This window comes from Diaminobutyricibacter sp. McL0608 (genome assembly GCF_039613825.1).
GTDB lineage: Bacteria > Actinomycetota > Actinomycetes > Actinomycetales > Microbacteriaceae > Diaminobutyricibacter.
In genome coordinates this window covers 1,523,723-1,546,557 of sequence record NZ_CP154826.1, presented here as the reverse complement: position 1 = coordinate 1,546,557, position 22,835 = coordinate 1,523,723, and the positions used below count along the sequence as shown (strand labels likewise).

Sequence of the window (22,835 nt, the reverse complement as noted above, 5' to 3'; positions counted from 1 at the left end):
GATCAAGGGAGTCACCATGTCTGACAAGTCACCGAAGAAGAACAGTTCCAAGACCGCCGCCACCAAATCTCTGAAGGAGAAGCGGCTCGAGAAACACGCGAAGTCCGACGCGAAGGCACATATGGACGCCGTCTCCGATATCAAGAAGCGCTAGCGCCAAGCCGTTCCAGCCGCTGCCGGGCGGCGTTCTCTCCAGCGCTCCTCGGACCGAGCATCCTGCCGGCTCCGCGGAGCACGAGAGACGTCGCCCCGGCGATGGGCAGTGGCACAGGGCCGAGCCGGGGCTCTCGGAGGCCGAGCAGTTCGCGGTACGGCGTCTCGAGCGAATGCACGGCGCCCGCGAACAGCACCGCGTACGACGGCCGCAGTGTCCTCCGCAGCGGCGCACGCCGCACGAAGCGGACGATCTCGTCGGCATCCGCTCCCCCGGCGAGTTCGGGCAGGAATTCCGCCAGCTGTGTCTTCAGTTCGGCGCGCGACCGCGGCGGATTCGGGACGTTCATCAGCTCGCCCGCGGTCGCCCACTCGCGGACGTACTCGTCGGACCCACCGGGGATCGGCGCGCCCCACAGCTCGTGTGCGGTCAGGAACGAGTCGGTGAACGCCAGGTGCACCCAGCTCAGGAGGTGCGGATCGTTGGCCGCGTATGGGTGGGTGGCACCCCGCGCATCGACATAGGTGCCGACCACACGTTCGTGGAGCCGGAGAACCCACTGCGAGCCCTCTGCCGCCTGCGTCGTGTCGCCATAGGTGACGGTGTGGATCCAGCGGATGGTGCCCGCCAGTCTTCCGAGCGGATCCTCGCGGAACCGCGACCAGTCCCGCACACCCGCGAGCGCGCCCGGATGCAGAGCCTGCATGAGTAGGGCGCGAACGCCGGCGACCAGCGTCGGCATCGAACCGTGAACCGTCCAGGTCGCGCTTCCCGGACCGAAGAATCCGGCGTCGTCCCCCTCTTCGAACTCCCGCACCCAGCCGGGCACACCGTTCGGCTGTCCGGCCAGTGTCTCGAGCAGCCGCACGCGGATGGGGTCGGTGAGGCGGGTCATCCGGTCGGCATGTCCACCGCGAGGCCGTCGACGACCCGGATGCCGGGGAGAGTGCCGAGCGTCGCTCCGGGCAGCAGGAGCTTTGACCGCCGCACCCCGGAGCCGATGATGACGACGTCCGTCGCATCCACCCGGCTGTCCACGTACACGGGCCAGTCTTCGGGCAACCCGATCGGCGTTATGCCGCCGTACTCCATCGAGGTCAGCTCGACGGCGCGATCCATCGGGAGGAAGGAGCACTTGCGCACGTCGAGGAGCTTGCGGACGACAGTGTTGATGTCCGCACGCGTGGTCGCGAGGATCACGCACGCGGCGATGCGTTCGACGCCCTCGCGCTTGCCGGAGACGACGACACAGTTGGCGAGGGTGCCGGCGTCGAGGCCGAACCGCGCCTGGGTGGCCGCCGTGTCGGAGACATCCGGATCGATCTCGACGACGCCGATCTCATCCGCAACGCCTGCAGCGGCGAGGGCGGCGGCGGTCGGACCGCTGAGAAGGTCGGGACGAGTGGATGCGGGCACCGTGGTCAGATCACCGAGTGTGAAGACTCCCATGACCCGATTCTGCCAAACTCAGCCGGCCGGCGTGAGGGTGCGCGCCATCAGGGTCGTGCCGGCGAGCACGCCCGACGGACTCAGCGCGTACTGCGGGATGGCTCCGACCTGCGTCCAGCCCCAGCGCGTGTAGAGGCGCTCGGCCGGACTCCCCGTCTCCGTGTGGAGGACGAGGAGCGTCCGGCGATCCACGTGGACACGCCCGGACTTTGTGTGAACGCCGCCCACCAGCCGGCCGCAGCCGCCCGCCTGGGAACCTGCACCCATCCGACGCTCGCGCCGCCGCCGACGCAGTCGGCGAGCACCTCCGCCAGGCCGTCGAGAACGCTCGGATCGAGCGTCTCGCGGTCGAGGAGGCGGATGCTCACCTCGGTCATTGCTGGGAGGACGCCCGCTCGAGCACGAGCTCCCGCACGCGAGCCGCGTCCGCCTGGCCCTTCATGGCCTTCATGACCGCGCCGATCACGGCGCCCGCCGCCTGCACTTTGCCGTCGCGGATCTTCTCCAGCACATCCGGCTGGGCCGCGAGTGCCTCGTCGATGGCCGCGATGAGCGCACCATCGTCGGAGACGACAGCGAGCCCGCGAGCGTCTACGACCTCCTGGGGCGTGCCTTCGCCTGCGATGACGCCTTCGAGCACCTGGCGAGCGAGACGATCCGTGAGGGTCCCATCGTCGACGAGTGCGGCGAGCGACGCCACGTGTTCGGGCGAGACCAGAGTCTCGGCGGGGACGCCCTGCGCGTTGGCGAGCCGGGCGATCTCGCCCGTCCACCACTTGCGGGCGGCCGCAGGCGATGCGCCGGCGGCGACGGTGGCATCGACCGCGTCGAGCAGGTCCGCGTTGGCGACATCCTGGAACTCGAGCGCGGTGAATCCCCACGCGGCGGCGAGTCGCTTGCGACGTGCGGCCGGCATTTCGGGAAGGGTTGCGCGCAGCTCTTCGACCCACTCGCGGGACGGCGCGACCGGGACGAGGTCGGGCTCCGGGAAGTAGCGGTAGTCGTCCGCGTCGCTCTTCGGGCGCCCGGCACTGGTCGTGCCGGTGTCCTCATGCCAGTGCCGGGTCTCCTGGGTGATGGTGCCGCCGGCTGCGAGGATCACAGCCTGGCGCTGGATCTCGTAACGGACGGCGCGCTCCACCGAGCGCAGCGAGTTCACGTTCTTCGTCTCTGTACGCGTACCGAGCACCGACGATCCCCGCGGACGCAGGGAGACGTTCGCGTCGCAGCGCACGTTGCCCTCCTCCATTCGCGCGTTCGACACACCGAGTGCCTTGACGAGCTCCCGGATCGCCGCGACATACGTGCGGCCGACCTCAGGCGCGTCGGCCTCAGCACCCTCGATCATCTTGGTGACGATCTCGACAAGGGGAACGCCGCCGCGGTTGTAGTCGACGAGCGAGTAGTCGGCGCCCTGGATGCGGCCGGTGGAGCCGCCGACGTGCGTCAGCTTGCCGGCGTCCTCTTCCATGTGCGCGCGCTCGATCGCGACGGTCACCGAGCGACCGCTCTCGAGTTCGATCGTGATCGTGCCGTCGTAGGCGATCGGCTCGTCGTACTGCGAGGTCTGGAAGTTCTTCGGTGTATCCGGGTAGAAGTAGTTCTTGCGCGCGAACCGGCTCGTCTCGGCGATGTTGCAGCCGAGTGCGAGTCCGAGGCGGATGCTCGACTCGATCGCCTTCCTGTTGACCTGTGGCAGACCACCGGGCAGGCCGAGACAGGTCGGACAGGTGTTGGTGTTGGCGCCCTGGCCGAAGGCGTTCGAGCAACCGCAGAACATCTTCGTCCTGGTGTTCAATTCGACGTGGACTTCGAAGCCGAGGACAGGCTCGAAGAGCTCGATGGCCTTGTCGTAGTCCATCAGTTCAGCTGCGGCCATCAGACGGCTCCCTCTTCGCTTGCGAACATCTCAGTGGCCGACAGGTCGGGCGCCTGGCTGAGGAGGCTGTGCCCCCACTGCTCTTCGAGGAGCTGCTCGAGGGCCGCACCGATCGTGTAGAGCCGCGCATCGGCCCGTGCCGGTGCCATCAGCTGCAGGCCGACCGGAAGGCCGTCCTCCGGGGCCAGCCCGATCGGCAGTCCCATCCCTGGTACGCCGGCAAGGTTCGCCGGAATCGTCGTGACGTCGTTCAGGTACATCGCCATCGGGTCGGCCAGCTTCTCGCCGAAGCGGAAGGCGGTCGTCGGCGCGCTCGGGCTGACCAGCACATCCGCCTTCTCGAACGCCGCCGCGAAGTCGCGCTGGATGAGCGTGCGAACCTTCTGGGCGCTGCCGTAGTAGGCGTCGTAGTAGCCGGCGCTCAGCGCGTACGTACCGAGGATGATGCGGCGCTTGACCTCCGGGCCGAACCCGGCGTCGCGCGTCGCGGCCATGACGCGCTCGACGGTGACGGGTCCGTCTTCGGGGTCGACCCGCAGACCGAAACGCACCGAGTCGAAACGGGCGAGGTTGCTCGAGGCTTCCGCAGGAAGGATCAGGTAGTAGGCGGCGACCGCGTACTCGAAGCTGGGAGCGGAGACCTCGACGATCTCGGCGCCCGCGGATTCGAGCAGGGCGAGCGATTCCTCGAAGCGCTGCTTCACGCCGGCCTGGAAGCCCTCACCGGAGAGCTCCGTGATCACTCCGACGCGAACGCCCTTGAGCGCGCCGCCCGCGAGTCCCACCCGGGCGGCTGCGGCCATCGACGGCCACGCGTCGGAAAGGGACGTGGAGTCGAAGGGGTCGTGTCCGCCGATAACGTCGTGCAGCAGAGCGGCATCGAGGACCGAGCGCGAGACCGGGCCCACCTGGTCGAGCGAGCTCGCCAGGGCGATCGCTCCGTACCGGCTCACGCCGCCGTACGTCGGCTTGACGCCGACGGAACCGGTGACGGCAGCGGGCTGGCGGATGGATCCACCGGTGTCCGAGCCGAGCGCGAGCGGTGCCTCGAAAGCGGAGACGGCCGCGGCCGACCCGCCGCCCGAACCGCCCGGAATCCGCTCGAGGTCCCACGGGTTGCGCGTCGGACCGTAGGCCGAATGCTCCGTCGAGGAGCCCATGGCGAATTCGTCCATGTTGGTCTTGCCGAGCGGCACGAGGTCGGCTTCGCGGAGCTTGCGCACCACGGTCGCGTCGTAGGGCGGCAGCCAGCCTTCGAGGATCTTCGAGCCCGAGGTGGACGGCATGTCCTTCGTCGCGAGCACATCCTTGATCGCGATGGGCACACCGGCGAGCGTGGACAGCTGTGCGCCGGCGGCACGGCGCGCGTCGACGTCGGCCGCGGTCGCGAGTGCGGCTTCGCCTGCGACATGAAGGAAGGCATGTACGTCCTCGTCGACCGCTTCGATGCGGTCGAGGTGTGCGCGGGTGGCTTCGACCGACGAGATGTCGCGGGTGGCGAGCAGGTCGGCGAGCGTCGAAGCGGAGAGCCTGGTGAGGTCGGTCATGGTCTACTCCTCGTCCAGGATCGGGGCGACGCGGAACCAGTCGCCCTCGCGGTCGGGGGCACCGGAGAGCGCCTGCTCGACGGTCAGGCCGGGCACGACGACGTCTTCGCGGAAAACGTTGGTCAGCGGAAGCGGATGACTGGTCGCGGGAACGTCGGGGCCGGCGACCTCGGTGACCTTTGCGACCGCGTCGACGATCTGCCCCAGCTCGGCTGTCAGGCTGGTGATCTCTTCAGGGCTCAGGTCGATCCTGGCGAGGCTCGCCAGGTGCGCGACCTGTTCGGCGCTAATTTCGGACATGGGTCTCCGTCTGCTGCGTCAGTGTGTGGATTCTTCAATCCTATTCGAGCGACCGGGGACTGGTCATCGCCCGAACAGCCCCGCACCTTCCCGGTTGACGAGCTCGTACGCTTCACGGAGAGGAGCCCGACGAGTCCGATCCCGGGCGGGCTGAGCGGGCGGTCCTCGTCGCCGGGACCCGGGCCCGCGGCTTCGGGGTTGATCGGAATGTACGGCGGGTGGGTGTCGTTGATCACGGTGTTTCGACCGGTGTACGCCGAGATCGCGATCGCGGGGACACGCACGCCGAGCCGGTCGAAGCCGAAGCCGTGCTCCCCGACAGTGTCGTCGGGTGGGACGGCCGCTCCCGGGGCCACGTGGTCATCCTCCAGGCGGTTGAAGATCGTCGGTGCGGCATTCCTCGGGTCGAACCATTTGCGGAGCCCGCCGTCGCCCCCGTTGGTCACGTAGCCGTGCGAGGTCGACGCGTGGAAGAACGAACGATTGCAGAGCACCTGCGACGGGACTGCGCAATGCCAGTCGTCCTAGACCGCGAACTGCCGCGCAAGGGTCGAGAGAACGGGCAGCATGTCCGGGCTGAACGACCCCATGATGCGGCTGTACTCGTCCAGAGTCGGCGATCGACCCTCGTGCCCCGCCTTCAGCGCGCCGATGTAGTCGCGCACGAAGACCGTCGAACCTCGCGCCCGCGGGGAGGTTCGTTTCGTCGTACAGGTAGCCCGCACCACCGATTACGCCGCCGACGTCGACGCCTGCCGTAGTGAGCCCTGCACCCTTCAGGAACGCGCGACGGGATGCGCCGCGGCTCCCATCCGGGGCATCATCTCGATCGGGCATCGCATCGTCGGGGACCACTCGCCGCTCCCCGTCCTCACGGCACTACCTGCCCGAGGCAGTCGTCTCGGTGACCGGCGCGGCCGGTGCAGATCCATCCATGACCAGGTCCCCCATGTCGATCCCGATCAGAGCGAGGTTCCGCATCGATTCGCTGCCGGCCGCGAAGTACTCGTTGTGCCCGGAGGAGCCGCCGAGCGTGTCCTGGGTGATCGGGTCGACGCCGCCGGAGACACCCATCGTGCGCGCACCATAGGTCGCGGCTCCGGGGTCGCTGCCGAAGAAGGCGCTGTGCACGATCGGATCCATCGGCGCCTGGCCGACGAAGACGTTACCGTCTGTCACGCTCAGCTGGGAGACGGACTGGGCGTCACTGCCGGGCGATCCGAGGAGAGCGAGGGCGTCGATCGAGACGTTGTGCCGTTCGAGGGCGAGGAGAACGGCCGTCGATCCGTACGAGTGCGCGAAAACGCTCACGTATGGCATGTCGGACTTGCGGAGCGCCTGAAGGCCCTCGAGAGCGCGTTCGATGTTGTCGGCGCCCTGAGTGGCGAGGTCGAGCCCTCCGATGTTCATGAGCTCCGGCGTCTGGTAGCCGATCCACGCGACAGTCGCGACGCCAGGGGTCGCCTGCGTACCGCGGGGCCCGAGCACACGGTGCAGCCATTGCGTCTGGCTGTCGTAGAGTTCCTGGGCGGTCTTGGCCCAGTCGACGATCTGTTCGTCGACCGACATGTACATCCCGGGTACGAGATAGCTGACGAAGTGTGCCCTGGACAGGTCGCCGATCACGATCGCCGCGCGCGCATCCGCTGACGTGTCGAGTGAGACGAGCGTGCGTTTGACGCCGTCGTGTCTGGCGAGCGCACGGTTGACGTTCTGCAGAGTGTCGAGGCTTCGCTTCAGTTCCAGTCGCTGCGCCTTGCCCGGCACCGACGCGAGGCTGGTTCGTTCGTGCCCGATGGTCTGCTTCAGGTCGAGGACGTTGGCGCGTCCACGAACGTCGTACGGGATGCCCTCCAGATTTCCGACGACATGGGGTGCGGAGTGGATGAGCGAGGCCTGGGTGGCGGGGTCGATGAGGCGCCAGAATCCTGCGACGTCGCTCGCCCGTGGAGGATTGGAGAGCATCGCGTCGAGTGCCGCCCGATGCGAATCGACGAATGCCGGTACGTCGGTCGCGCCGATCTGGCTGAGCGCTCCGAGCATGTTGGCGGCGAGCAGCCCGGTCTGCGAGTTACCCGCGGGCGCATCGCCCACCGTGGCGGCCCGCGTCGTGTCATGGGAGAGAACAGTCGAATACGCGGATGCGGGCTGGTAGGCAGCGGCGTCTACGGGCATGACTCCGACCCCGGCCACTCCTCCTATGACCGAGGTAATCGAGAGTATTGCTGCAAAGCCGACCAGCACTCCGTCCGGGTCCCTCCGAGAGCGACGAGCAGAGCCCTTGCACCGCCCCTGGCGAGGCGCGCCCTTTGATGCTATCGGTCGGTTAACCTCCGCCAGATACTCGTTCTACCCCCTGTTCGGGAGTAGAACCACCATTTTAGCAGGCTCAGACGGCGTCTGGCCCACCTTCGAGCAGTCTGCGGAACCCGTCGGCGTCGAGGATCGGGATACCGAGCTGCTCAGCCTTCCCCAGCTTCGACCCTGCGCCGGGGCCGGCTGCGACGTAGTCGGTGTTCTTCGAGACGCTGGATGCGGACTTGCCGCCGGCCGCGATGATCGCCTCCTGCGCTCCCTCCCGGGTGAACCCTTCCAGGCTCCCGGTCGCGACCACGGTGAGTCCCGCGAGCGTGCCTCCCTTGTCTTCTGCGGAGCCCGGACCGGGATGCCCGGGAGTGGTGAACTGAACCCCCGCTGCCGCCCAGCGCTCGACGATCTCGCGATGCCAGTCGACGCCGAACCAGTCGCGGACCGCGTCGGCGATGATGCCCCCGACGCCGTCGACCTCGGCGAGCTCGTCGCGGTCTGCCGCACGGATCGCGTCGAGCGACCCGAAATGGTTTGCCAGTGCCCGCGCGGCGACCGGGCCGACGTGACGGATGTTCAGGGAGACGAGGATGCGCCAGAGCGGCTTGGCCTTGGCCGCCTGCAGATTGACAAGCAGCTCTTCGGCGTTCTTCGACGGGACAGAGTCCTCGCTTCCGGCGAATTCGGCCGCATCAGGGTCGTAGGGCCCGTCCTTCTTCTGACGACGGCGACGGAACGGGGTGTCGGTCTTCTGCTCCCCCGACTCGGTGAGGCGCGGGAGCCCGGTCTCCGGGTCGCGGACGACGACCTCGATCGGGAAGAGATCGGCCATCGTGAGGTCGAAGAGGCCCGCCTCGGTGGGCAGCGGCGGCGTCTTCGGTTTGAACGGCTGCGTCAGCGCGGCGGCGGCGACCTCGCCCAGGGCTTCGATGTCCAGCGCCCCCCGGGACCCGATGTGCTCGACGCGGCCCCACACCTGGGCGGGGCAGAACTCCGCGTTCGGACACCGGAGGTCGACGTCGCCCTCCTTGGCCGGTGCCAGTCGCGTGCCGCAGACCGGGCAGTTCTCGGGCATGACGAACTCACGCTCCGTGCCGTCGCGCAGTTCGACGACGGGGCCGAGGACTTCGGGGATGACGTCGCCTGCCTTGCGAAGCACGACGGTGTCGCCGATCAGGACGCCCTTCGCCTTCACCACGTCCTGGTTGTGGAGGGTGGCCTGGCGAACCTCGCTGCCGGCGACCCGGACCTTCTCCATGACCGCGAACGGCGTCGCGCGCCCGGTGCGCCCGACGCTCACCACGATGTCGAGGAGTCTCGTGTTGACCTGTTCGGGCGGGTACTTGTAGGCGATGGCCCATCGGGGCGCGCGGCTCGTGGCGCCCAGCTCGTCGTGCAGAGCGAGTTCGTCGACCTTCACGACGACACCGTCGATCTCGTGCTCGACACTGTCTCGGTGCTCGCCGTAGTAGCGGATGAACTCGGCAGCCCCCGCAATGGAGTCGACGACGCGATAGTGGGTGGAGGTCGGCAGCCCCCATTCCTTCAGCAGCTCGTAGGTCTTCGACTGGCTGTCGACCGGCGGGTTCGCCCAGGCCCCGATTCCGTGGACGAGCATGTGCAACCGCCCGAGGCGGGCGCGCATCAGCGCGAGCTGCGTGTCGTTCTTGCCTTCGGCCTTCTGCCGGAGGGAGCCGCTGGCCGCGTTCCGCGCATTGGCGAACACCTTCTCGCCGAGCTCGGTCTGCGCCGCGTTGAGCGCCTCGAACTCCGCGACGGGGAAGAAGACCTCGCCGCGCACCTCGACGAGCGGCGGATGCCCGGTGCCCGAAAGGCGCGTCGGGATCGCCGGGATGAAGCGGATGTTCTCGGTCACGTCTTCGCCGACGACACCGTCGCCCCGGGTCGCGGCCGAGACGAGGCGCCCGCTCTCGTAACGCAGATTGATGGCGAGACCGTCGATCTTCAACTCGCACAGGTAGTCGACCCTGCGCCCCGCATCCCGTTCGACCCGCGCCGCCCAGGCGTCGAACTCGTCGATCGAGAAGACGTTGTCGAGGCTGAGCATGCGCTCCGCGTGCTCGACCGGCGCGAAAAGCGTGGTCTGTGCCCGGCCGCCGACGGTCTGGGTCGGGCTGTCCTGGCTCTGCAACTCGGGGAAGAGCCGTTCGAGCTCTTCGAGCCGATGGATCATCTCGTCGTACTCGAGGTCGCTCACCAGTACCGTGTCGCGTTCGTAATACGCGTCGCGCAACTCGATGATGCGCTCGGTCAGCTGCTGTGCCTCGGCCCGTGCCCGCGTGGGGTCATCCGCTGTGTCGTTCACCACGTTCCCAGCATACGGACAGCCGCCGACGCCGGGCGTGACCACGCCTCGCCGCCGCCGGGTCGCTCAGCCGACGGGAACCGCGCTGATCGTGCGGTCGATCGTCGTCTGCCCGAGCACGCGGGTTCCGACATAGACGACCGCGGTCTGCCCCGGTGCGACGCCGTTCAGCGGGGTGTCCGGTGTGACCACGAGCTCATCGGCACCGTCCGCGCCCGGGCGCACCACGGCCACTGCGGGCACCGGGTCGGCGTGGGCACGGATCTGCACCTCGCAGGCGAACGGCTCCCCGGGGTTCTCCGGGGCACGACCGGCCCAGGTGAACCGGGAGCCGGCGATCTCGGCGATGTCGAGCGCCTCCTTGGGCCCGACGACGACCGTGTTGTCCTTGGGGCGCACCTCGAGCACGAATCGCGGCTTGCCGTCGTCGGCGGGGAACCCGATGTTGAGGCCCTTGCGCTGTCCGACGGTGAACGCGTGCGCGCCCTCGTGGGACCCCAGCCGGTTGCCCTCGCGGTCGAGGATGTCTCCGGTCTCGGCGCCGACACGCTCGGCGAGCCAGCCCCGGGTGTCACCGTCGGGGATGAAGCAGATGTCGTGCGAGTCGGGCTTGTTCGCGACGCTGAAGCCCCGCGCCGCGGCTTCGGCACGCACTTCGGCCTTCGACGGGGTCGCTCCCAGCGGGAACATCGCGTGTGCGAGCTGCTCCGTCGTGAGCACGCCGAGCACATAGGACTGGTCTTTCGCCCAGGCGCTCGCGCGGTGCAGTTCACGGTTGCCGTCGTCATCGGTCACGATGGCCGCGTAGTGGCCCGTGCAGACGGCGTCGAACCCGAGGTCGAGCGCCTTCTCGAGGAGGGCGGCGAACTTGATCCTCTCGTTGCAGCGCATGCAGGGGTTCGGTGTGCGGCCGGCCGTGTACTCGGCGATGAAGTCGTCGACGACATCGAGCTTGAAACGCTCGGAGAAGTCCCACACGTAATACGGGATGCCGATGATGTTCGCCGCCCGCTGCGCATCCATCGAATCCTCGATCGTGCAGCAGCCGCGGCCGCCGGTGCGCAGCGTACCGGGCATCCGGCTCAGTGCCAGGTGCACGCCGACCACGTCATGGCCGGCTTCGACCGCGCGCGCCGCCGCCACCGCCGAGTCGACGCCACCACTCATCGCTGCCAGAACTTTCACCCAACAAGTCTACGGCGCTCCTGCTGGCCGCTCGCCGAGAGCGCCCGCGGTTCAGCGCCCGAGCCGCGTCGCCCGTTCGGCGAGCCCGGCGCGCGCCGCCTGTTCGTATGCGGCGGGCAGCGCGGCGACGACCGCATCGATGTCACCCTCGGTCGTCGTCCGTCCGAGAGTGAGGCGCAACGCACCGCGCGCCTCCTCATCGGTGCGTCCCATCGCGATGAGCACGTGCGACGGCTCAGGGATGCCCGCCTGGCACGCCGACCCGGTCGACACGGAGATCCCCGCGACGTCGAGCAGGAAGAGCAGGGAGTCTCCCTGTGCCCCGGGGAAGACGAAGTGCACGTTGGACGCGACCCGCCCCCGGTCCCCCGCGGGCATCCCGCTCAGCACCGCCTCCGGGACCTCCCGGGCCACGCCCGCGATGAGGCGGTCCCGCAGCCCTTCCAGCCGCATCCGCTCCGTGTCCAGGTCGCGCACCGCCCGTTCGGCTGCGACGGCGAAGGCCACGGCGGCTGCGACATCCTGCGTGCCGCTGCGCACGTTGCGCTGCTGGCCGCCGCCGTGCACGAGCGGCACCACGGTCGCCTTGCGGCTGAGCACGAGCGCCCCGATTCCGACGGGACCGCCGACCTTGTGGGCGGACACGCTGAGCCCGACGAGACCCGCCGTGCCGCTTCCGGTGGCCTGCCTCAGTCCCGCGAAATCGATCGGCAGGTGACCGTAGGCGGCGACCGCATCCAGGTGAACGGGAACCCGGTGCTGCTGCCCGAGCCGGGCGAACTCCGCAACGGGCTCGATCGTCCCGACCTCGTTGTTGACCCAGAGCGCCGTCGCCAGCGCGATCGAATCGCTCTCACGCGCGAACGAACGCTGCGCTGCGTCCAGGTCGATCAGACCGCGCTCGTCGAGCGGCAGCCATTCGACCGAGGCACCCTCGGAGCGTTCGAGCCATTCGAGAGTGTCGACGGTCGCGTGATGCTCGCCTCCGGGCGCGAGAACCCGCGGCCGCGCGGGCTGGCCGGCGTCGTTGCGCGCCCAGTACATGCCTTTGAGCGCCAGGTTGATCGCCTCGGTGCCGCCCGAGGTGAACACGACCTCGATCGGGTCGCACCCGAGCGACGCGGCGACGGTCTCGCGAGCCTCTTCGAGCATGCGCTTCGCCTGCTGCCCCTGGCTGTGGATCGACGACGGATTGCCGACGACGCTCATCGCTTCGGCGTACGCCGCGATCGCCTCGGGCAGCATCGGCGTCGTCGCCGCATGGTCCAGGTAGACAGCCACTGCCATCACTCCCTCTGCACTCGCCTGTATTCACTACTCTAGATCGCATGACTCCTGCCGATCCCCTGCGCAATCTCGGCGTCCGACAGACCTCGAACGGCGGCGAATTGCGTGTCTGGTCGGAGAACGCCGACGCAATGGAACTCTGCCTGTTCGACGACAAGGACGCGAACTGGCTGGTCAAGACCATCCGGATGGCGAAGGACGCGAACAATGTCTGGGTCGGCAAGTCGCGAACGCTGACCCCGGGCCGGCGCTACGCCATCCGCGTGTCCGGGCCCGCGAGCCCGACCAACACGTTCAATCCGGAGACGATGCTGATCGATCCGTACGCGCGCGGCCTCGTCCACACGGGATCGAACGGATGGCTCTCCTACGTCGTCGAAGATGGCTTCGACTGGGGCGGCTCCCGCAAACCGGAGACGCCGCTCGACCACACCGTCATCTACGAGACGCACGTGAAGGGCATCAGCAAGCTCAACCCCGACATCCCCGAAGAACTGCGTGGAACCTACGCCGGCCTCGCCCACGAATCGACGACCGGCTATCTGAAAGACCTCGGGGTCACGGCCGTCGAGCTGCTGCCGGTCCACGCGTTCCTCTCCGAGCAGCGGCTCATCAATCAGGGCCTCACGAACTACTGGGGCTACAACACGCTCAACTTCTTCTCACCGCACGCCGCGTACGCCTCACGGGCGGCGCAGGCCGCGGGTCCGGATGCGGTGCTGTCCGAGTTCAAGGGGATGGTCAAGCTCCTCCACGAGGCCGGACTCGAGGTCATCCTCGACGTCGTCTACAACCACACGGCCGAAGAAGGGATCGGCGGGCCCCGGTCGAGCTTCCGCGGGATCGACAACGCCAACTACTACCGCCAGGACGAGCACGGCGCCTACATCGATGTCACGGGGTGCGGCAACACGATCAATTTCGGTCACGATGTGCCGGTCAGACTGGTGCTCGATTCCCTCCGGTACTGGGCGAACGAGGTGCAGATCGACGGCTTCCGGTTCGACCTGGCGGCCACGCTCGGGCGCGACGCGAACGTGAACTACTCCCCCGACCATCCGCTCCTGAGGGGCATCCTCGAGGACCCACAGCTCGCGAACGTCAAGATGATCGCCGAACCGTGGGATGTGGGTGCCGGCGGCTGGCAGACCGGGAACTTCCGGCTCGGCTGGTCGGAGTGGAACGACCGCTACCGTGACCGGGCGCGAGCCTTCTGGCTGGCCGACATCGCCCAAGCTCGCGCGACGGGCGCCGCTCCGACCGGCATCGGCGGTTTCGCGACACGACTGGCCGGATCGTCGAACACCTTCTCGCCCGAGCGCGGACCGCTCGCATCCGTGAACTTCATCACCGCCCACGACGGATTCACGCTCGCCGACCTCACGACCTATGACGTCAAGCACAACCTGGGCAACGGCGAGAACAATCGTGACGGCACGGACAACAACCGGTCGTTCAACCACGGAATCGAAGGCCAGACGACAGACGAAGCCGTCCTCCTCAACCGGCACAAGGCGATGCGCAACCTGCTCGGCACCCTGCTGCTGTCGGCGGGAGTCCCGATGCTCACCGCCGGCGACGAATTCGGCCGCAGTCAGCGCGGCAACAACAACGCGTACTGCCAGGACAGCGAGCTCACGTGGATGGGCTGGCTCCGCACCCGCGACCAGCGCGAACTCTTCGCGACCACGCGGAGGCTTCTCGAGCTCCGGCGCACCAACCCGGCCCTCCGCCCCAGCAGATTCGCAGTCTTCGGCGAGACGACCAAGAACGCCAGCCACATGGACTGGTTCGACGCGACCGGCGCGCTGATGGACGACGACGACTGGAACTCGCCTGAGAACCGGACGCTGCAGTACCTCGCGGCGAGCACCCCGGACAAGGAGCAGTTCAACCGCATCCTGCTGATCGTCCACGGGGTCGAGGACGACGTGACCGTCTCCCTTCCGGTCGCTCCGGGCGTCGAGTCCTACACCCTGCTGTGGGACAGCGCGACCGAGGTTCCGATCGAGGAGGATCTCGGGTCGCTCGCACCCGGATCCGAGCGCCTCGTCGGCGGCACATCGATGCAGCTCTTCCGGGCGGACGGACCCCGTGTCGTCGCCGCTCCCGGCGCCGCGCCGAGCCCGCATCCGATCACGGACCCGCTTCCGAGCTGATGGCGAAACGCACGTCGGCCGGCACCCCTGCGACGGTCGCCCTGACCGCTGCCGGCATCCCGTTCGCCGTCCACGCCTACGACCACGACGCCTCGGTGACGTCGTTCGGGCTCGAGGCCGCCGACGCGCTCGGAATCGAACCCGAGCGCGTGTTCAAGACGCTCCTGGCAGACACCGACGCCGGGCTGATCGTCGGCATCGTCCCCGTCGATGGCAAGCTCGACCTCAAAGCCCTCGCGACCGCTGTCGGGGCGAAGCGCGCGGTCATGGCCGACCCGGCGGTGGCCGAGCGCAGAACCGGCTACGTGGTGGGCGGGATCAGCCCGATCGGGCAGAAGGTCCACTTGCGGACCGTCCTCGACGAGACGGCCGAACTCTTCGACACCGTGTTCGTGTCTGGCGGCAAGCGGGGGCTCGACCTCGAACTCGCCCCCGCCGACCTCATCGCCGCGACCGACGCCGTCGTCGCCCCCATCGCCCGCCCCTGAGCTCCTTCGTCGAGAACAGGGGTGAGTCAGCCGGCGACGGCGACGAGGCCGAGCTCGGCAGAGCTGAGCAGCAGGTCGTTGCGCGGGACGATGCGCACGGTGTAGCCGAACGACCCCGCGCGCCCCAGCTCGACGGTCCCCGTGTATTCGAAGGCTCCGCCGATCGACGACTCCTCATTGACCTCCAGGTCACGGATGCGCACCTCGGTGAGCTCGTCGCCGTTCTGGCTGCGACCGTAGACCACCTGGACGGCGACGTCGTCCGGTGTGAGTCCGTTCAACTGGATCCGCGCGCGCAGGTGCAGTTCGTCGCCGACCTGCGGGGTCGCATCCACGCCGCCTGACTCGACGTGGACGACCGCGACGCCTTGCCAGGCCGATCGCACGCGCCCCTTCCACGCCGACAACGCCCGCGCTCCTGAATAGCCGTCGTCGCTCACGCGCCGCTCGAACACGCTGGCCGGGAGGTACATCCGCTCGACGTATTCACGCACCATGCGGTCGGCGCTGAGCGAGGGCGACAGCGTCGACAGTGTGTGCCGGATCTGCCCGACCCACGCCTCCGGGACACCGTCGCCGTTCCGCTCGTAGAAGCGCGGCGCGATCTGGTTCTCGATGAGGTCGTAGAGCGCTTCGGCCTCGAGGGCGTCACGCTCGCTTCCGTCACCTGCAGCATCGGCCGAAGGGATCGCCCAGCCGTTCTCGCCGTCGTAGTACTCGTTCCACCAGCCGTCGAGGATCGAGAGGTTGAGCGCGCCGTTCAGCGCCGCCTTCATTCCCGACGTGCCGCAGGCCTCCAGCGGGCGCAGCGGATTGTTCAGCCACACGTCCGTTCCCGGATAGAGCAGCTGCGCCATGCCGATGTCGTAGTCCGGGAGGAACACCATGCGCGTCCGGATGTCCGGCTCGGCCGCGAACTGGACGAGCTTCTGGATGAGGCGCTTGCCCTCCTCGTCGGCCGGGTGCGACTTGCCTGCGATCACGATCTGCACGGGGCGTTCCGGGTTCAGCAGGATGGCCCGCAGCCGGTCGGGGTCGTGCAGCATGAGGGTGAGTCGTTTGTACGTCGGAACGCGACGGGCGAACCCGATGGTGAGTACCGACGGATCGAGCAGCTCCGACATCCAGGCGGGCGCGACGCCGCCGGGGTTCTGCTTCTCCCAGGCATCGGCCACACGTCGGCGTGCGTCGCCGACGAGCTGTTCGCGCATCCGCGTGCGCACCGACCAGATGTCGCGGTCGCCGAGTCCGCCGGAAGCCCAGTCGGCCGCCGTCGTGTCGGTCGTGCCGAGGCGCTCTTCGGCGAGCGCGCGGAGCATCGGATCCGTCCAGGTCGGCGCGTGCACGCCGTTCGTCACCGAGTCGATCGGAACTTCGTCGACATCGAATCCCGGCCACAGCCCGCGGAACATCCGCCTGCTGACCTGGCCGTGCAGCTTCGAGACCCCGTTGGCGTGCTGGCCGAGCCGGAGGCCCATCACGGCCATGTTGAACACGTCGGGCGAGCCGCCCGGGTAATCCTCCGCACCGAGTGCGAGCACATCGGCCACCTGCACGCCAGGAAGGAGGTCGGTCGAGAAGTAGCGCTCCACCAGCGGGCGCTCGAACCGGTCGATCCCCGCGGCGACCGGGGTATGCGTCGTGAACACCGTGCCCGCGCGCACGACCTGGAGCCCCTCGTCGAAGGTGAGGCCTTCGCCGATCAGGTCGGAGATCCGCTCCACTCCCAGGAATCCGGCGTGACCCTCGTTCGTGTGGAAGACCTCGGGCTCGGGCATCCCGGTGAGTTCGGCCCACACCTTGATCGCGCGCACACCGCCGATCCCGAGCAGGAGTTCCTGCAGCAGCCGGTGCTCTCCCCCGCCGCCGTACAGCCGGTCGGTGACCGAGCGCAGCGCGTCGTCGTTCTCGGGGATGTCCGTGTCGAGGAGGAGGAGGCGGATGCGGCCGACAGCAGCCTGCCAGACCCTGGCGTGCAAAGCGCGGCCGTCCGGCAGCGCGAGCGTGATCTGGACCGCGGTGCCGTCCGGCTGGCGGAGGACGGCCAGCGGCAGCCCATCCGGGTCGAGCACCGGGTAGCTCTCCACCTGCCAGCCGTCCGGTGAGATCGCCTGCGAGAAGTAGCCGGACCGGTAGAACAGGCCGACACCGACCAGCGGGACGCCGAGGTCGGACGCGCTCTTCAGGTGGTCTCCCGCGAGGATGCCAAGTCCCCCCGAATACTGCGGAAGCGCCGCTGCGATGCCGAACTCGGGCGAGAAGTAGGCGATCGAGCGCGGCGCGGTGCCGTCGAGTCCCTGGTACCAGCGCGGCTCGCTGAGGTAGGCGTGGAGATCGTCACGCAGCCGGTTCGCCCAGTCCACGTATCCGTAGTCGTTCGCCAGCTCCGCGAGACGCGCGGGGTCGACGGCACCCAGCAGCGCGATCGGATCGTGCCCGGTCTGCTGCCAGAGCTCCGGCGAGATGCGTGCGAACAACTGCCTGGTGGGTTCATGCCACGACCACCGCAGGTTGCCTGCGAGCTCTTCCAGCGCCCCGAGCTGCTCGGGGAGTACTGCGCGAACGGTAAACCTTCGGATCGCCTTCACGCCCAACAGCCTAGGCGAGTCGGATTGGATGCGGTAAGCGCTTGCGTTGGAGGGTGCCAAGTCGCGGGCCCGCGCGGTACGGTCAGGGGGTGGGAAAGACTGCGGAGAACCAGAAGGCGGGCAAGGACACCCGCACGGATGCTGTACCGGCCGGCGACGGCCCTGCGCCCTCCCCGTTCGCGCCGGCGGTCGGACGCATCCCGATCCTCGCCCTGTCACCCCAGGTGGACGACGGAACCTGGCCGGCCAAGGCGTTCAGCGGAGAGGTCATCCCGTTCCGGGCGACTGCCTTCCGTGAGGGCCACGACCTGATCGGGGTCGACCTGCTGCTCCTCGACCCGAACGGCACGCAGACCGAGCACAGGATGAAGGCGGTCGCTCCTGGCACTGACCGGTGGGAAGCCCTCGTGCAGCTCGAGACGGAGGGCCTCTGGCGCTACCGCATCCAGGCGTACGGCGACGAGTATGCGACCTGGCTGCACAATGCGACCGTGAAGGTCCCGGCCGGTGTCGACGTCGAGCTCATGTTCACGATCGGCCACGGACTCCTCGAGCAGGCTGCCGACGACAAGCGCCGCAGCACGGCGGAGCGGCGCCACCTCGGCGAGGCCGCCAAGACCGTCGCCGACACGTCGAAGACGCCGGATGAACGGCTCGCGGCCGCGACGGACACCCGCGTCGTCGGCGTGCTCGACGCGCGGCCGGTCGTCAGCCTTCCGACGCTGTCCCCCACCCGCAGCATCCTCGTCGAGCGCACGCGCGCCGGTGTCGGCAGCTGGTACGAATTCTTTCCCCGCTCCGAGGGCGCGAAGAAGCAGCCTGACGGGACCTGGAAGTCGGGCACCTTCCGCTCGGCGGCGAAGCGCCTGCCTGAGGTCGCCGCGATGGGCTTCGACGTGGTCTACCTGCCACCGATCCACCCCATCGGGCGGGAGTTCCGCAAAGGTCCCAACAACACGCTCAACGCAGGTCCTGGCGACCCGGGATCCCCGTGGGCGATCGGCAGCGCGGAGGGCGGCCACGATGCGATCCATCCCGAGCTCGGTACGGAGAAGGATTTCCTGTTCTTCGTCGGCAAGGCGAAACAGGCGGGCCTCGAAGTGGCGCTCGACCTCGCGCTCCAGGCCGCACCCGATCACCCGTGGGTGACGTCGCATCCCGAGTGGTTCACCACGCTCCCGGACGGGACGATCGCCTACGCGGAGAACCCGCCCAAGAAGTACCAGGACATCTACCCGATCAATTTCGACAACGATCCGATCGGCCTGCGCGACGAGATCCTGCGCATCGTGCGTTACTGGATCTCTCTCGGTGTGCGGATCTTCCGGGTCGACAACCCGCACACCAAGCCGATCGGCTTCTGGGAATGGCTGATCCACCACGTCAACGCCGACCATCCCGATGTGATCTTCCTCGCGGAGGCGTTCACGCGGCCGGCGATCCTGCACACCCTCGGTAAAGTCGGCTTCCAGCAGTCGTACACCTACTTCACGTGGCGGAACACGAAAGAGGAACTGGCCGAGTTCCTCGACGGGCTCGCCCACGAAACCGCCGACTTCCTCCGGCCCAACCTCTTCGTGAACACGCCGGACATCCTCACCGAGTACCTCCAGTTCGGCGGACCGGCCGCCTTCAAGATCCGCGCTGCGATCGCCGCGACGGGAGCGCCGACGTGGGGCGTCTACTCCGGTTTCGAGCTGTACGAGAACGTCGCCCGCGCCGGGGCCGAGGAGTACATCGACAACGAGAAGTACGAGTTCCGCCCGCGGGACTATGCGCGGGCCCAGAACCTCGGCAAGTCGCTCGCGCCCTACCTGACGATGCTGAACCGGGCCAGGAGCGAGCATCCGGCCCTGCGCCAGCTGCGCAACCTGCACGTCCACGAAAGCGACGACGACGCGATCCTCGTCTACAGCAAATACCTCCCGGGGGCGTTCACCCGCAGCGGGAAACCGGATGCGGTCATCGTCGTCGCGAATGTCGACCCGCATTCCGTCCGCGAGACCGTCGTGCACCTCGACGTCGCGCAGTTCGGCGTCGCGCCCGGCAGCCTGTTCGAAGTGAAAGACATCATCACCGGGGCGAAGTGGACGTGGGGGGCCGACGACTACGTGCGGCTCGACGCGTTCACGGAGCCCGTCCACATCCTGACCGTGAAGGGGACCCCCTGATGAGCCCGATCCCCGAAGGCGCGGCCGCGATCGCCCTGCCCACCCTGCACGACTCTCTGCTCGCCGCTGTTGCGTCCGGCAGCAACCACGATCCCCACGCCGTGCTCGGGCAGCACGTCGTCCGGGCGCAGGGCATCGACGACCCGATCACGGTCATCCGCGCCCTGCGGCCCCTCGCGAGCGAGGTGGTCGCCGTGCTCTCGAACGGCTCACGTGTCGAGCTCGGGCATCTCGCGCACGGCATCTGGCAGGGGTTCAGCCTTCTCGGGCCGCAGGACTACGTCATCGAGACGCACTATGCCGACGCGCCGTCATGGACGGCCGACGACCCGTACCGGTTCCGCCCGTCGATCGGCGAACTCGACCTGCACCTGATCGGCGAAGGCCGGCACGAGCGACTGTGGGATGCTCTCGGCTCCCATTACAAGGCCCAGTTCGGCGTGACGGCCGAAACGGTGGGAACGGGATTCACCGTCTGGGCCCCGCACGCGCGCGCGGTGCGCGTCGTCGGCGACTTCAACGACTGGGACGGTACCCAGCACGCCATGCGCAACATGGGTACGACGGGGGTCTGGGAGCTCTTCATACCCGGTATCGCACCCGGGACCATCTACAAATACGACCTCCTCGGCCAGGACGGCAACTGGGTCCGCAAAGCAGACCCGATGGCCCGCTACACGGAGTGTCCTCCGGCCACGGCATCCGTCGTCGGCGAGACCCACTACGACTGGCGCGACGGCGACTGGCTCACGGCGCGTTCCTCGCACAACCCGCACAACGGCCCGATGAGCGTCTACGAGCTCCACGTCGGAAGCTGGCGCCCGGGGCTCGGATACCGCGAACTGGCCGACCAGCTCATCGAGTACGTCGGCGAGCTCGGGTACACGCACATCGAGTTCCTGCCTCTGGCGGAGCATCCGTTCGGCGGATCCTGGGGCTACCAGGTCACGGGCTATTACGCACCGACCAGCCGGTTCGGGCATCCAGACGATCTGCGCTACCTCATCGACCGTCTCCACCAGGCCGGCATCGGCGTGCTCATCGACTGGGTTCCGGGGCACTTCCCGAAGGACGACTGGGCGCTCGCCCGATTCGACGGGCAGCCCCTCTACGAGCACTCCGATCCACGCCGGGGCGAACAGAAGGACTGGGGCACCCTGATCTTCGACTTCGGGAACTCCCAGGTGCGCAACTTCCTCGTGGCGAACGCCCTGTACTGGCTCGAGGAGTTCCACATCGACGGGCTGCGCGTCGACGCCGTCGCCTCCATGCTGTACCTCGACTACTCCCGCGAGGAAGGCGAGTGGGAGCCGAACAAGTACGGCGGCCGCGAGAACCTCGAAGCGATCGGCTTCCTGCAGGAGGTGACGGCGACAGCGTACAAGCGCAACCCCGGCACAGTGATGATCGCCGAGGAGTCGACCAGCTGGGGTGGTGTCACGCAGCCCACCTCCAGCGGCGGCCTCGGTTTCGGCTTCAAGTGGAACATGGGGTGGATGCACGACTCGCTGCAGTACATCCATGAAGATCCGATGTACCGGTCGTACCACCACAACGAGATCACCTTCTCGTTCGTCTACGCGTTCAGCGAGAATTTCCTCCTCCCGATCAGCCACGACGAGGTCGTGCACGGCAAAGGCTCGCTGCTCAGCAAGATGCCGGGCGACCACTGGCAACAGCTCGCCAACGTGCGCGCCTACCTGTCGTTCATGTGGGCCCATCCCGGCAAACAGCTGCTGTTCATGGGTCAGGAGTTCGGCCAGCCGTCGGAATGGAGCGAGGAACGCGGCCTCGACTGGTGGATCCTCGACCAGCCGACGCATCGTGGGCTGTTCGACCTCATCGGCCAGCTCAACCGCGTCTACCGCGACAATGCCGCTCTCTGGGCGCTCGACAACGACCCGGCGGGCTTCGAATGGATCGACGGCGGCGACGCGGCCGGGAACGTCGTCTCGTTCCTGCGCTGGGACGACGACGGCAACCCGATCGCCGTGCTGATGAACTTCTCCGGGAATCCGCACAGCGACTATCGCGTCGGGCTGCCCTTCGCCGGGCGGTGGGAAGAGCTGCTCAACACCGATGCTGTCGTGTTCGGAGGCTCCGGCGTCGGCAACCTCGGCGCGGTCGAGGCCGTCGACGAACCGTGGGGCGGTCGGCCCGCGTCGGCGCTCGTCACGCTGCCCCCGCTCGCCGGACTCTGGCTCAGACCGTCGAGTTGAGCCAGCCCTCGAAGTCGAGACCGTTGATCGCCTGATCGGGAGCGAGGTTCTCGCCGGCGCGCCACGAAGCGCCCAGCGCTCCGGCCTGCCGCACACCTGCGATGACGGCGCGTGACCCCGTCGCGGCCTTCCAGGCCTCGGCGAGGGCACGGCTGGTCTGGATGCGCGGCCCACCGACGGTACGCGTCGCGTTGGACGGTCCCGAGCCTTCGGCAGCATCCAGAAGGATCCGCGCGACATCGGCTACCGCGATCGTCTGGAAGCGGACCTTCGTGAACGCCGGGATGACGCCCATACGGGCGCCTGAGGCGAACATGGAGGCGAGGAAGTCGTGGAACTGCGTCGTGCGCACGATCCGCGACTCGATCGGCGAGTCGTGGTAGGCGCGCTCCTGAGCCGCTTTGGCGCGGTAGTACCCGTACCCGGACCGATCGACGTTGACGATGGAGAGCAGAACCGCGTGACCGACGCCGAACCGTGCGGCGGTGTGCAGGAGGTTCTGAGACCCGGCCATGAACGTGTGGCTCGCCTCGCGGCCGGTGCCGTTCGAGGAGTCGATGAGCACGTCGACACCGTCGACCGCTTCTTCGAGACCGTCGCCGGTCACCAGGTCTGCCGTCGCATAGACGGTGCCGGGGACGTAGGCCGGGCTGTCGTCATCCGGAACCCGCCGGCTCGCCACGACCACATCATGACCCCGCCCGACCGCTTCGCCGGCGATCGCGCGGCCCGCCAGCCCGGTCCCACCCACGACGAGGACGCGCGCCATGCGAAGC

Annotated in this window: 18 protein-coding genes; 5 read left to right on the top strand and 13 right to left on the bottom strand. The window is 68.3% G+C overall.

From position 1 onward, the window contains the following. The first annotated feature begins 16 nt into the window (after window positions 1-16). Window positions 17-154 carry a hypothetical protein gene (locus tag AAYO93_RS07250; RefSeq protein WP_345764316.1) on the top strand — a complete coding sequence of 46 codons (138 nt, stop codon included), beginning with the start codon at window positions 17-19 and terminating at the stop codon, window positions 152-154. Here the strand turns inward: AAYO93_RS07250 and AAYO93_RS07245 are convergent. The 11 genes from AAYO93_RS07245 to AAYO93_RS07195 all read right to left on the bottom strand — a co-directional run bounded on the left by AAYO93_RS07245 (window position 141) and on the right by AAYO93_RS07195 (window position 12,428). Further along, a complete protein-coding gene (locus AAYO93_RS07245) occupies window positions 141-1,049 on the bottom strand; it encodes an oxygenase MpaB family protein (RefSeq protein WP_345764315.1) in 909 nt (302 codons plus the stop codon). The two genes, AAYO93_RS07250 and AAYO93_RS07245, sit on opposite strands and share 14 nt — an antisense overlap. Next, entirely contained in the window at window positions 1,046-1,603 is a 558-nt protein-coding gene (locus AAYO93_RS07240) for a YbaK/EbsC family protein (RefSeq protein ID WP_345764314.1), read from the bottom strand. Before AAYO93_RS07240 ends, AAYO93_RS07245 begins: the two co-directional genes overlap by 4 nt. Window positions 1,604-1,621: 18 nt before the next feature. Further along, window positions 1,622-1,795 (bottom strand): hypothetical protein, encoded by a 174-nt coding sequence (locus AAYO93_RS07235; protein WP_345764313.1) that lies wholly within the window; start codon window positions 1,793-1,795, stop codon window positions 1,622-1,624. Between the two features lie 181 nt (window positions 1,796-1,976). Continuing rightward, window positions 1,977-3,482: an Asp-tRNA(Asn)/Glu-tRNA(Gln) amidotransferase subunit GatB gene (gatB, locus tag AAYO93_RS07230; protein WP_345764312.1), complete on the bottom strand. Its 1,506-nt coding sequence runs from the start codon at window positions 3,480-3,482 to the stop codon at window positions 1,977-1,979. Further along, entirely contained in the window at window positions 3,482-5,029 is a 1,548-nt protein-coding gene (gatA, locus tag AAYO93_RS07225) for an Asp-tRNA(Asn)/Glu-tRNA(Gln) amidotransferase subunit GatA (RefSeq protein ID WP_345764311.1), read from the bottom strand. The genes gatB and gatA overlap by 1 nt, the downstream gene beginning before the upstream one ends. 3 nt (window positions 5,030-5,032) lie before the next feature. Continuing rightward, entirely contained in the window at window positions 5,033-5,329 is a 297-nt protein-coding gene (gene gatC / locus AAYO93_RS07220; protein WP_345764310.1) for an Asp-tRNA(Asn)/Glu-tRNA(Gln) amidotransferase subunit GatC, read from the bottom strand. Window positions 5,330-5,853: 524 nt separating this feature from the next. Continuing rightward, window positions 5,854-5,994: a hypothetical protein gene (locus AAYO93_RS07215; RefSeq protein WP_345764309.1), complete on the bottom strand. Its 141-nt coding sequence runs from the start codon at window positions 5,992-5,994 to the stop codon at window positions 5,854-5,856. A gap of 214 nt (window positions 5,995-6,208) precedes the next feature. Continuing rightward, complete coding sequence (locus AAYO93_RS07210; RefSeq protein WP_345764308.1) at window positions 6,209-7,522, bottom strand: alpha/beta hydrolase; 1,314 nt, start codon at window positions 7,520-7,522, stop codon at window positions 6,209-6,211. A 196-nt stretch (window positions 7,523-7,718) separates the two neighbouring features. Then, complete coding sequence (gene ligA / locus AAYO93_RS07205; RefSeq protein ID WP_345764307.1) at window positions 7,719-9,965, bottom strand: NAD-dependent DNA ligase LigA; 2,247 nt, start codon at window positions 9,963-9,965, stop codon at window positions 7,719-7,721. Between the two features lie 63 nt (window positions 9,966-10,028). After that, the gene (mnmA, locus tag AAYO93_RS07200) at window positions 10,029-11,147 is read right to left on the bottom strand and encodes a tRNA 2-thiouridine(34) synthase MnmA (RefSeq protein WP_345764306.1); all 1,119 of its coding nucleotides are present in this window, start codon (window positions 11,145-11,147) and stop codon (window positions 10,029-10,031) included. A gap of 51 nt (window positions 11,148-11,198) precedes the next feature. Then, a complete protein-coding gene (locus tag AAYO93_RS07195) occupies window positions 11,199-12,428 on the bottom strand; it encodes a cysteine desulfurase family protein (protein WP_345764305.1) in 1,230 nt (409 codons plus the stop codon). A gap of 47 nt (window positions 12,429-12,475) precedes the next feature. On the opposite strand from AAYO93_RS07195, the gene glgX reads away from it, so the two are divergent. Both glgX and ybaK read left to right on the top strand, forming a co-directional pair. Continuing rightward, complete coding sequence (glgX, locus tag AAYO93_RS07190; protein ID WP_345764304.1) at window positions 12,476-14,593, top strand: glycogen debranching protein GlgX; 2,118 nt, start codon at window positions 12,476-12,478, stop codon at window positions 14,591-14,593. Then, entirely contained in the window at window positions 14,593-15,081 is a 489-nt protein-coding gene (gene ybaK, locus AAYO93_RS07185; protein ID WP_345764303.1) for a Cys-tRNA(Pro) deacylase, read from the top strand. The genes glgX and ybaK overlap by 1 nt, the downstream gene beginning before the upstream one ends. A gap of 26 nt (window positions 15,082-15,107) precedes the next feature. On the opposite strand, the gene glgP is transcribed toward ybaK, so the two are convergent. Continuing rightward, window positions 15,108-17,669 (bottom strand): alpha-glucan family phosphorylase, encoded by a 2,562-nt coding sequence (glgP, locus tag AAYO93_RS07180; protein ID WP_345764302.1) that lies wholly within the window; start codon window positions 17,667-17,669, stop codon window positions 15,108-15,110. A 224-nt stretch (window positions 17,670-17,893) separates the two neighbouring features. On the opposite strand from glgP, the gene AAYO93_RS07175 reads away from it, so the two are divergent. Next, a complete protein-coding gene (locus AAYO93_RS07175; RefSeq protein WP_345764840.1) occupies window positions 17,894-19,840 on the top strand; it encodes an alpha-1,4-glucan--maltose-1-phosphate maltosyltransferase in 1,947 nt (648 codons plus the stop codon). Continuing rightward, a complete protein-coding gene (glgB, locus tag AAYO93_RS07170; RefSeq protein ID WP_345764301.1) occupies window positions 19,840-22,059 on the top strand; it encodes a 1,4-alpha-glucan branching protein GlgB in 2,220 nt (739 codons plus the stop codon). Before AAYO93_RS07175 ends, glgB begins: the two co-directional genes overlap by 1 nt. Here glgB and AAYO93_RS07165 read toward each other — a convergent pair. After that, window positions 22,043-22,828: an SDR family oxidoreductase gene (locus tag AAYO93_RS07165; RefSeq protein WP_345764300.1), complete on the bottom strand. Its 786-nt coding sequence runs from the start codon at window positions 22,826-22,828 to the stop codon at window positions 22,043-22,045. The two genes, glgB and AAYO93_RS07165, sit on opposite strands and share 17 nt — an antisense overlap. Window positions 22,829-22,835: the final 7 nt, after the last annotated feature.

What these genes read in the sequence shown, in the direction of transcription:
- AAYO93_RS07250 (WP_345764316.1), top strand. Translation starts at nt 17, where the DNA reads ATGTCTGACAAGTCACCGAAGAAGAACAGTTCCAAGACCGCCGCCACC.
- gatA (WP_345764311.1), bottom strand. Translation starts at nt 5,029, where the DNA reads ATGACCGACCTCACCAGGCTCTCCGCTTCGACGCTCGCCGACCTGCTC.
- ybaK (WP_345764303.1), top strand. Translation starts at nt 14,593, where the DNA reads ATGGCGAAACGCACGTCGGCCGGCACCCCTGCGACGGTCGCCCTGACC.
- AAYO93_RS07240 (WP_345764314.1), bottom strand. Translation starts at nt 1,603, where the DNA reads ATGGGAGTCTTCACACTCGGTGATCTGACCACGGTGCCCGCATCCACT.
- AAYO93_RS07245 (WP_345764315.1), bottom strand. Translation starts at nt 1,049, where the DNA reads ATGACCCGCCTCACCGACCCCATCCGCGTGCGGCTGCTCGAGACACTG.
- gatB (WP_345764312.1), bottom strand. Translation starts at nt 3,482, where the DNA reads ATGGCCGCAGCTGAACTGATGGACTACGACAAGGCCATCGAGCTCTTC.
- glgB (WP_345764301.1), top strand. Translation starts at nt 19,840, where the DNA reads ATGAGCCCGATCCCCGAAGGCGCGGCCGCGATCGCCCTGCCCACCCTG.
- glgX (WP_345764304.1), top strand. Translation starts at nt 12,476, where the DNA reads ATGACTCCTGCCGATCCCCTGCGCAATCTCGGCGTCCGACAGACCTCG.
- gatC (WP_345764310.1), bottom strand. Translation starts at nt 5,329, where the DNA reads ATGTCCGAAATTAGCGCCGAACAGGTCGCGCACCTGGCGAGCCTCGCC.
- AAYO93_RS07165 (WP_345764300.1), bottom strand. Translation starts at nt 22,828, where the DNA reads ATGGCGCGCGTCCTCGTCGTGGGTGGGACCGGGCTGGCGGGCCGCGCG.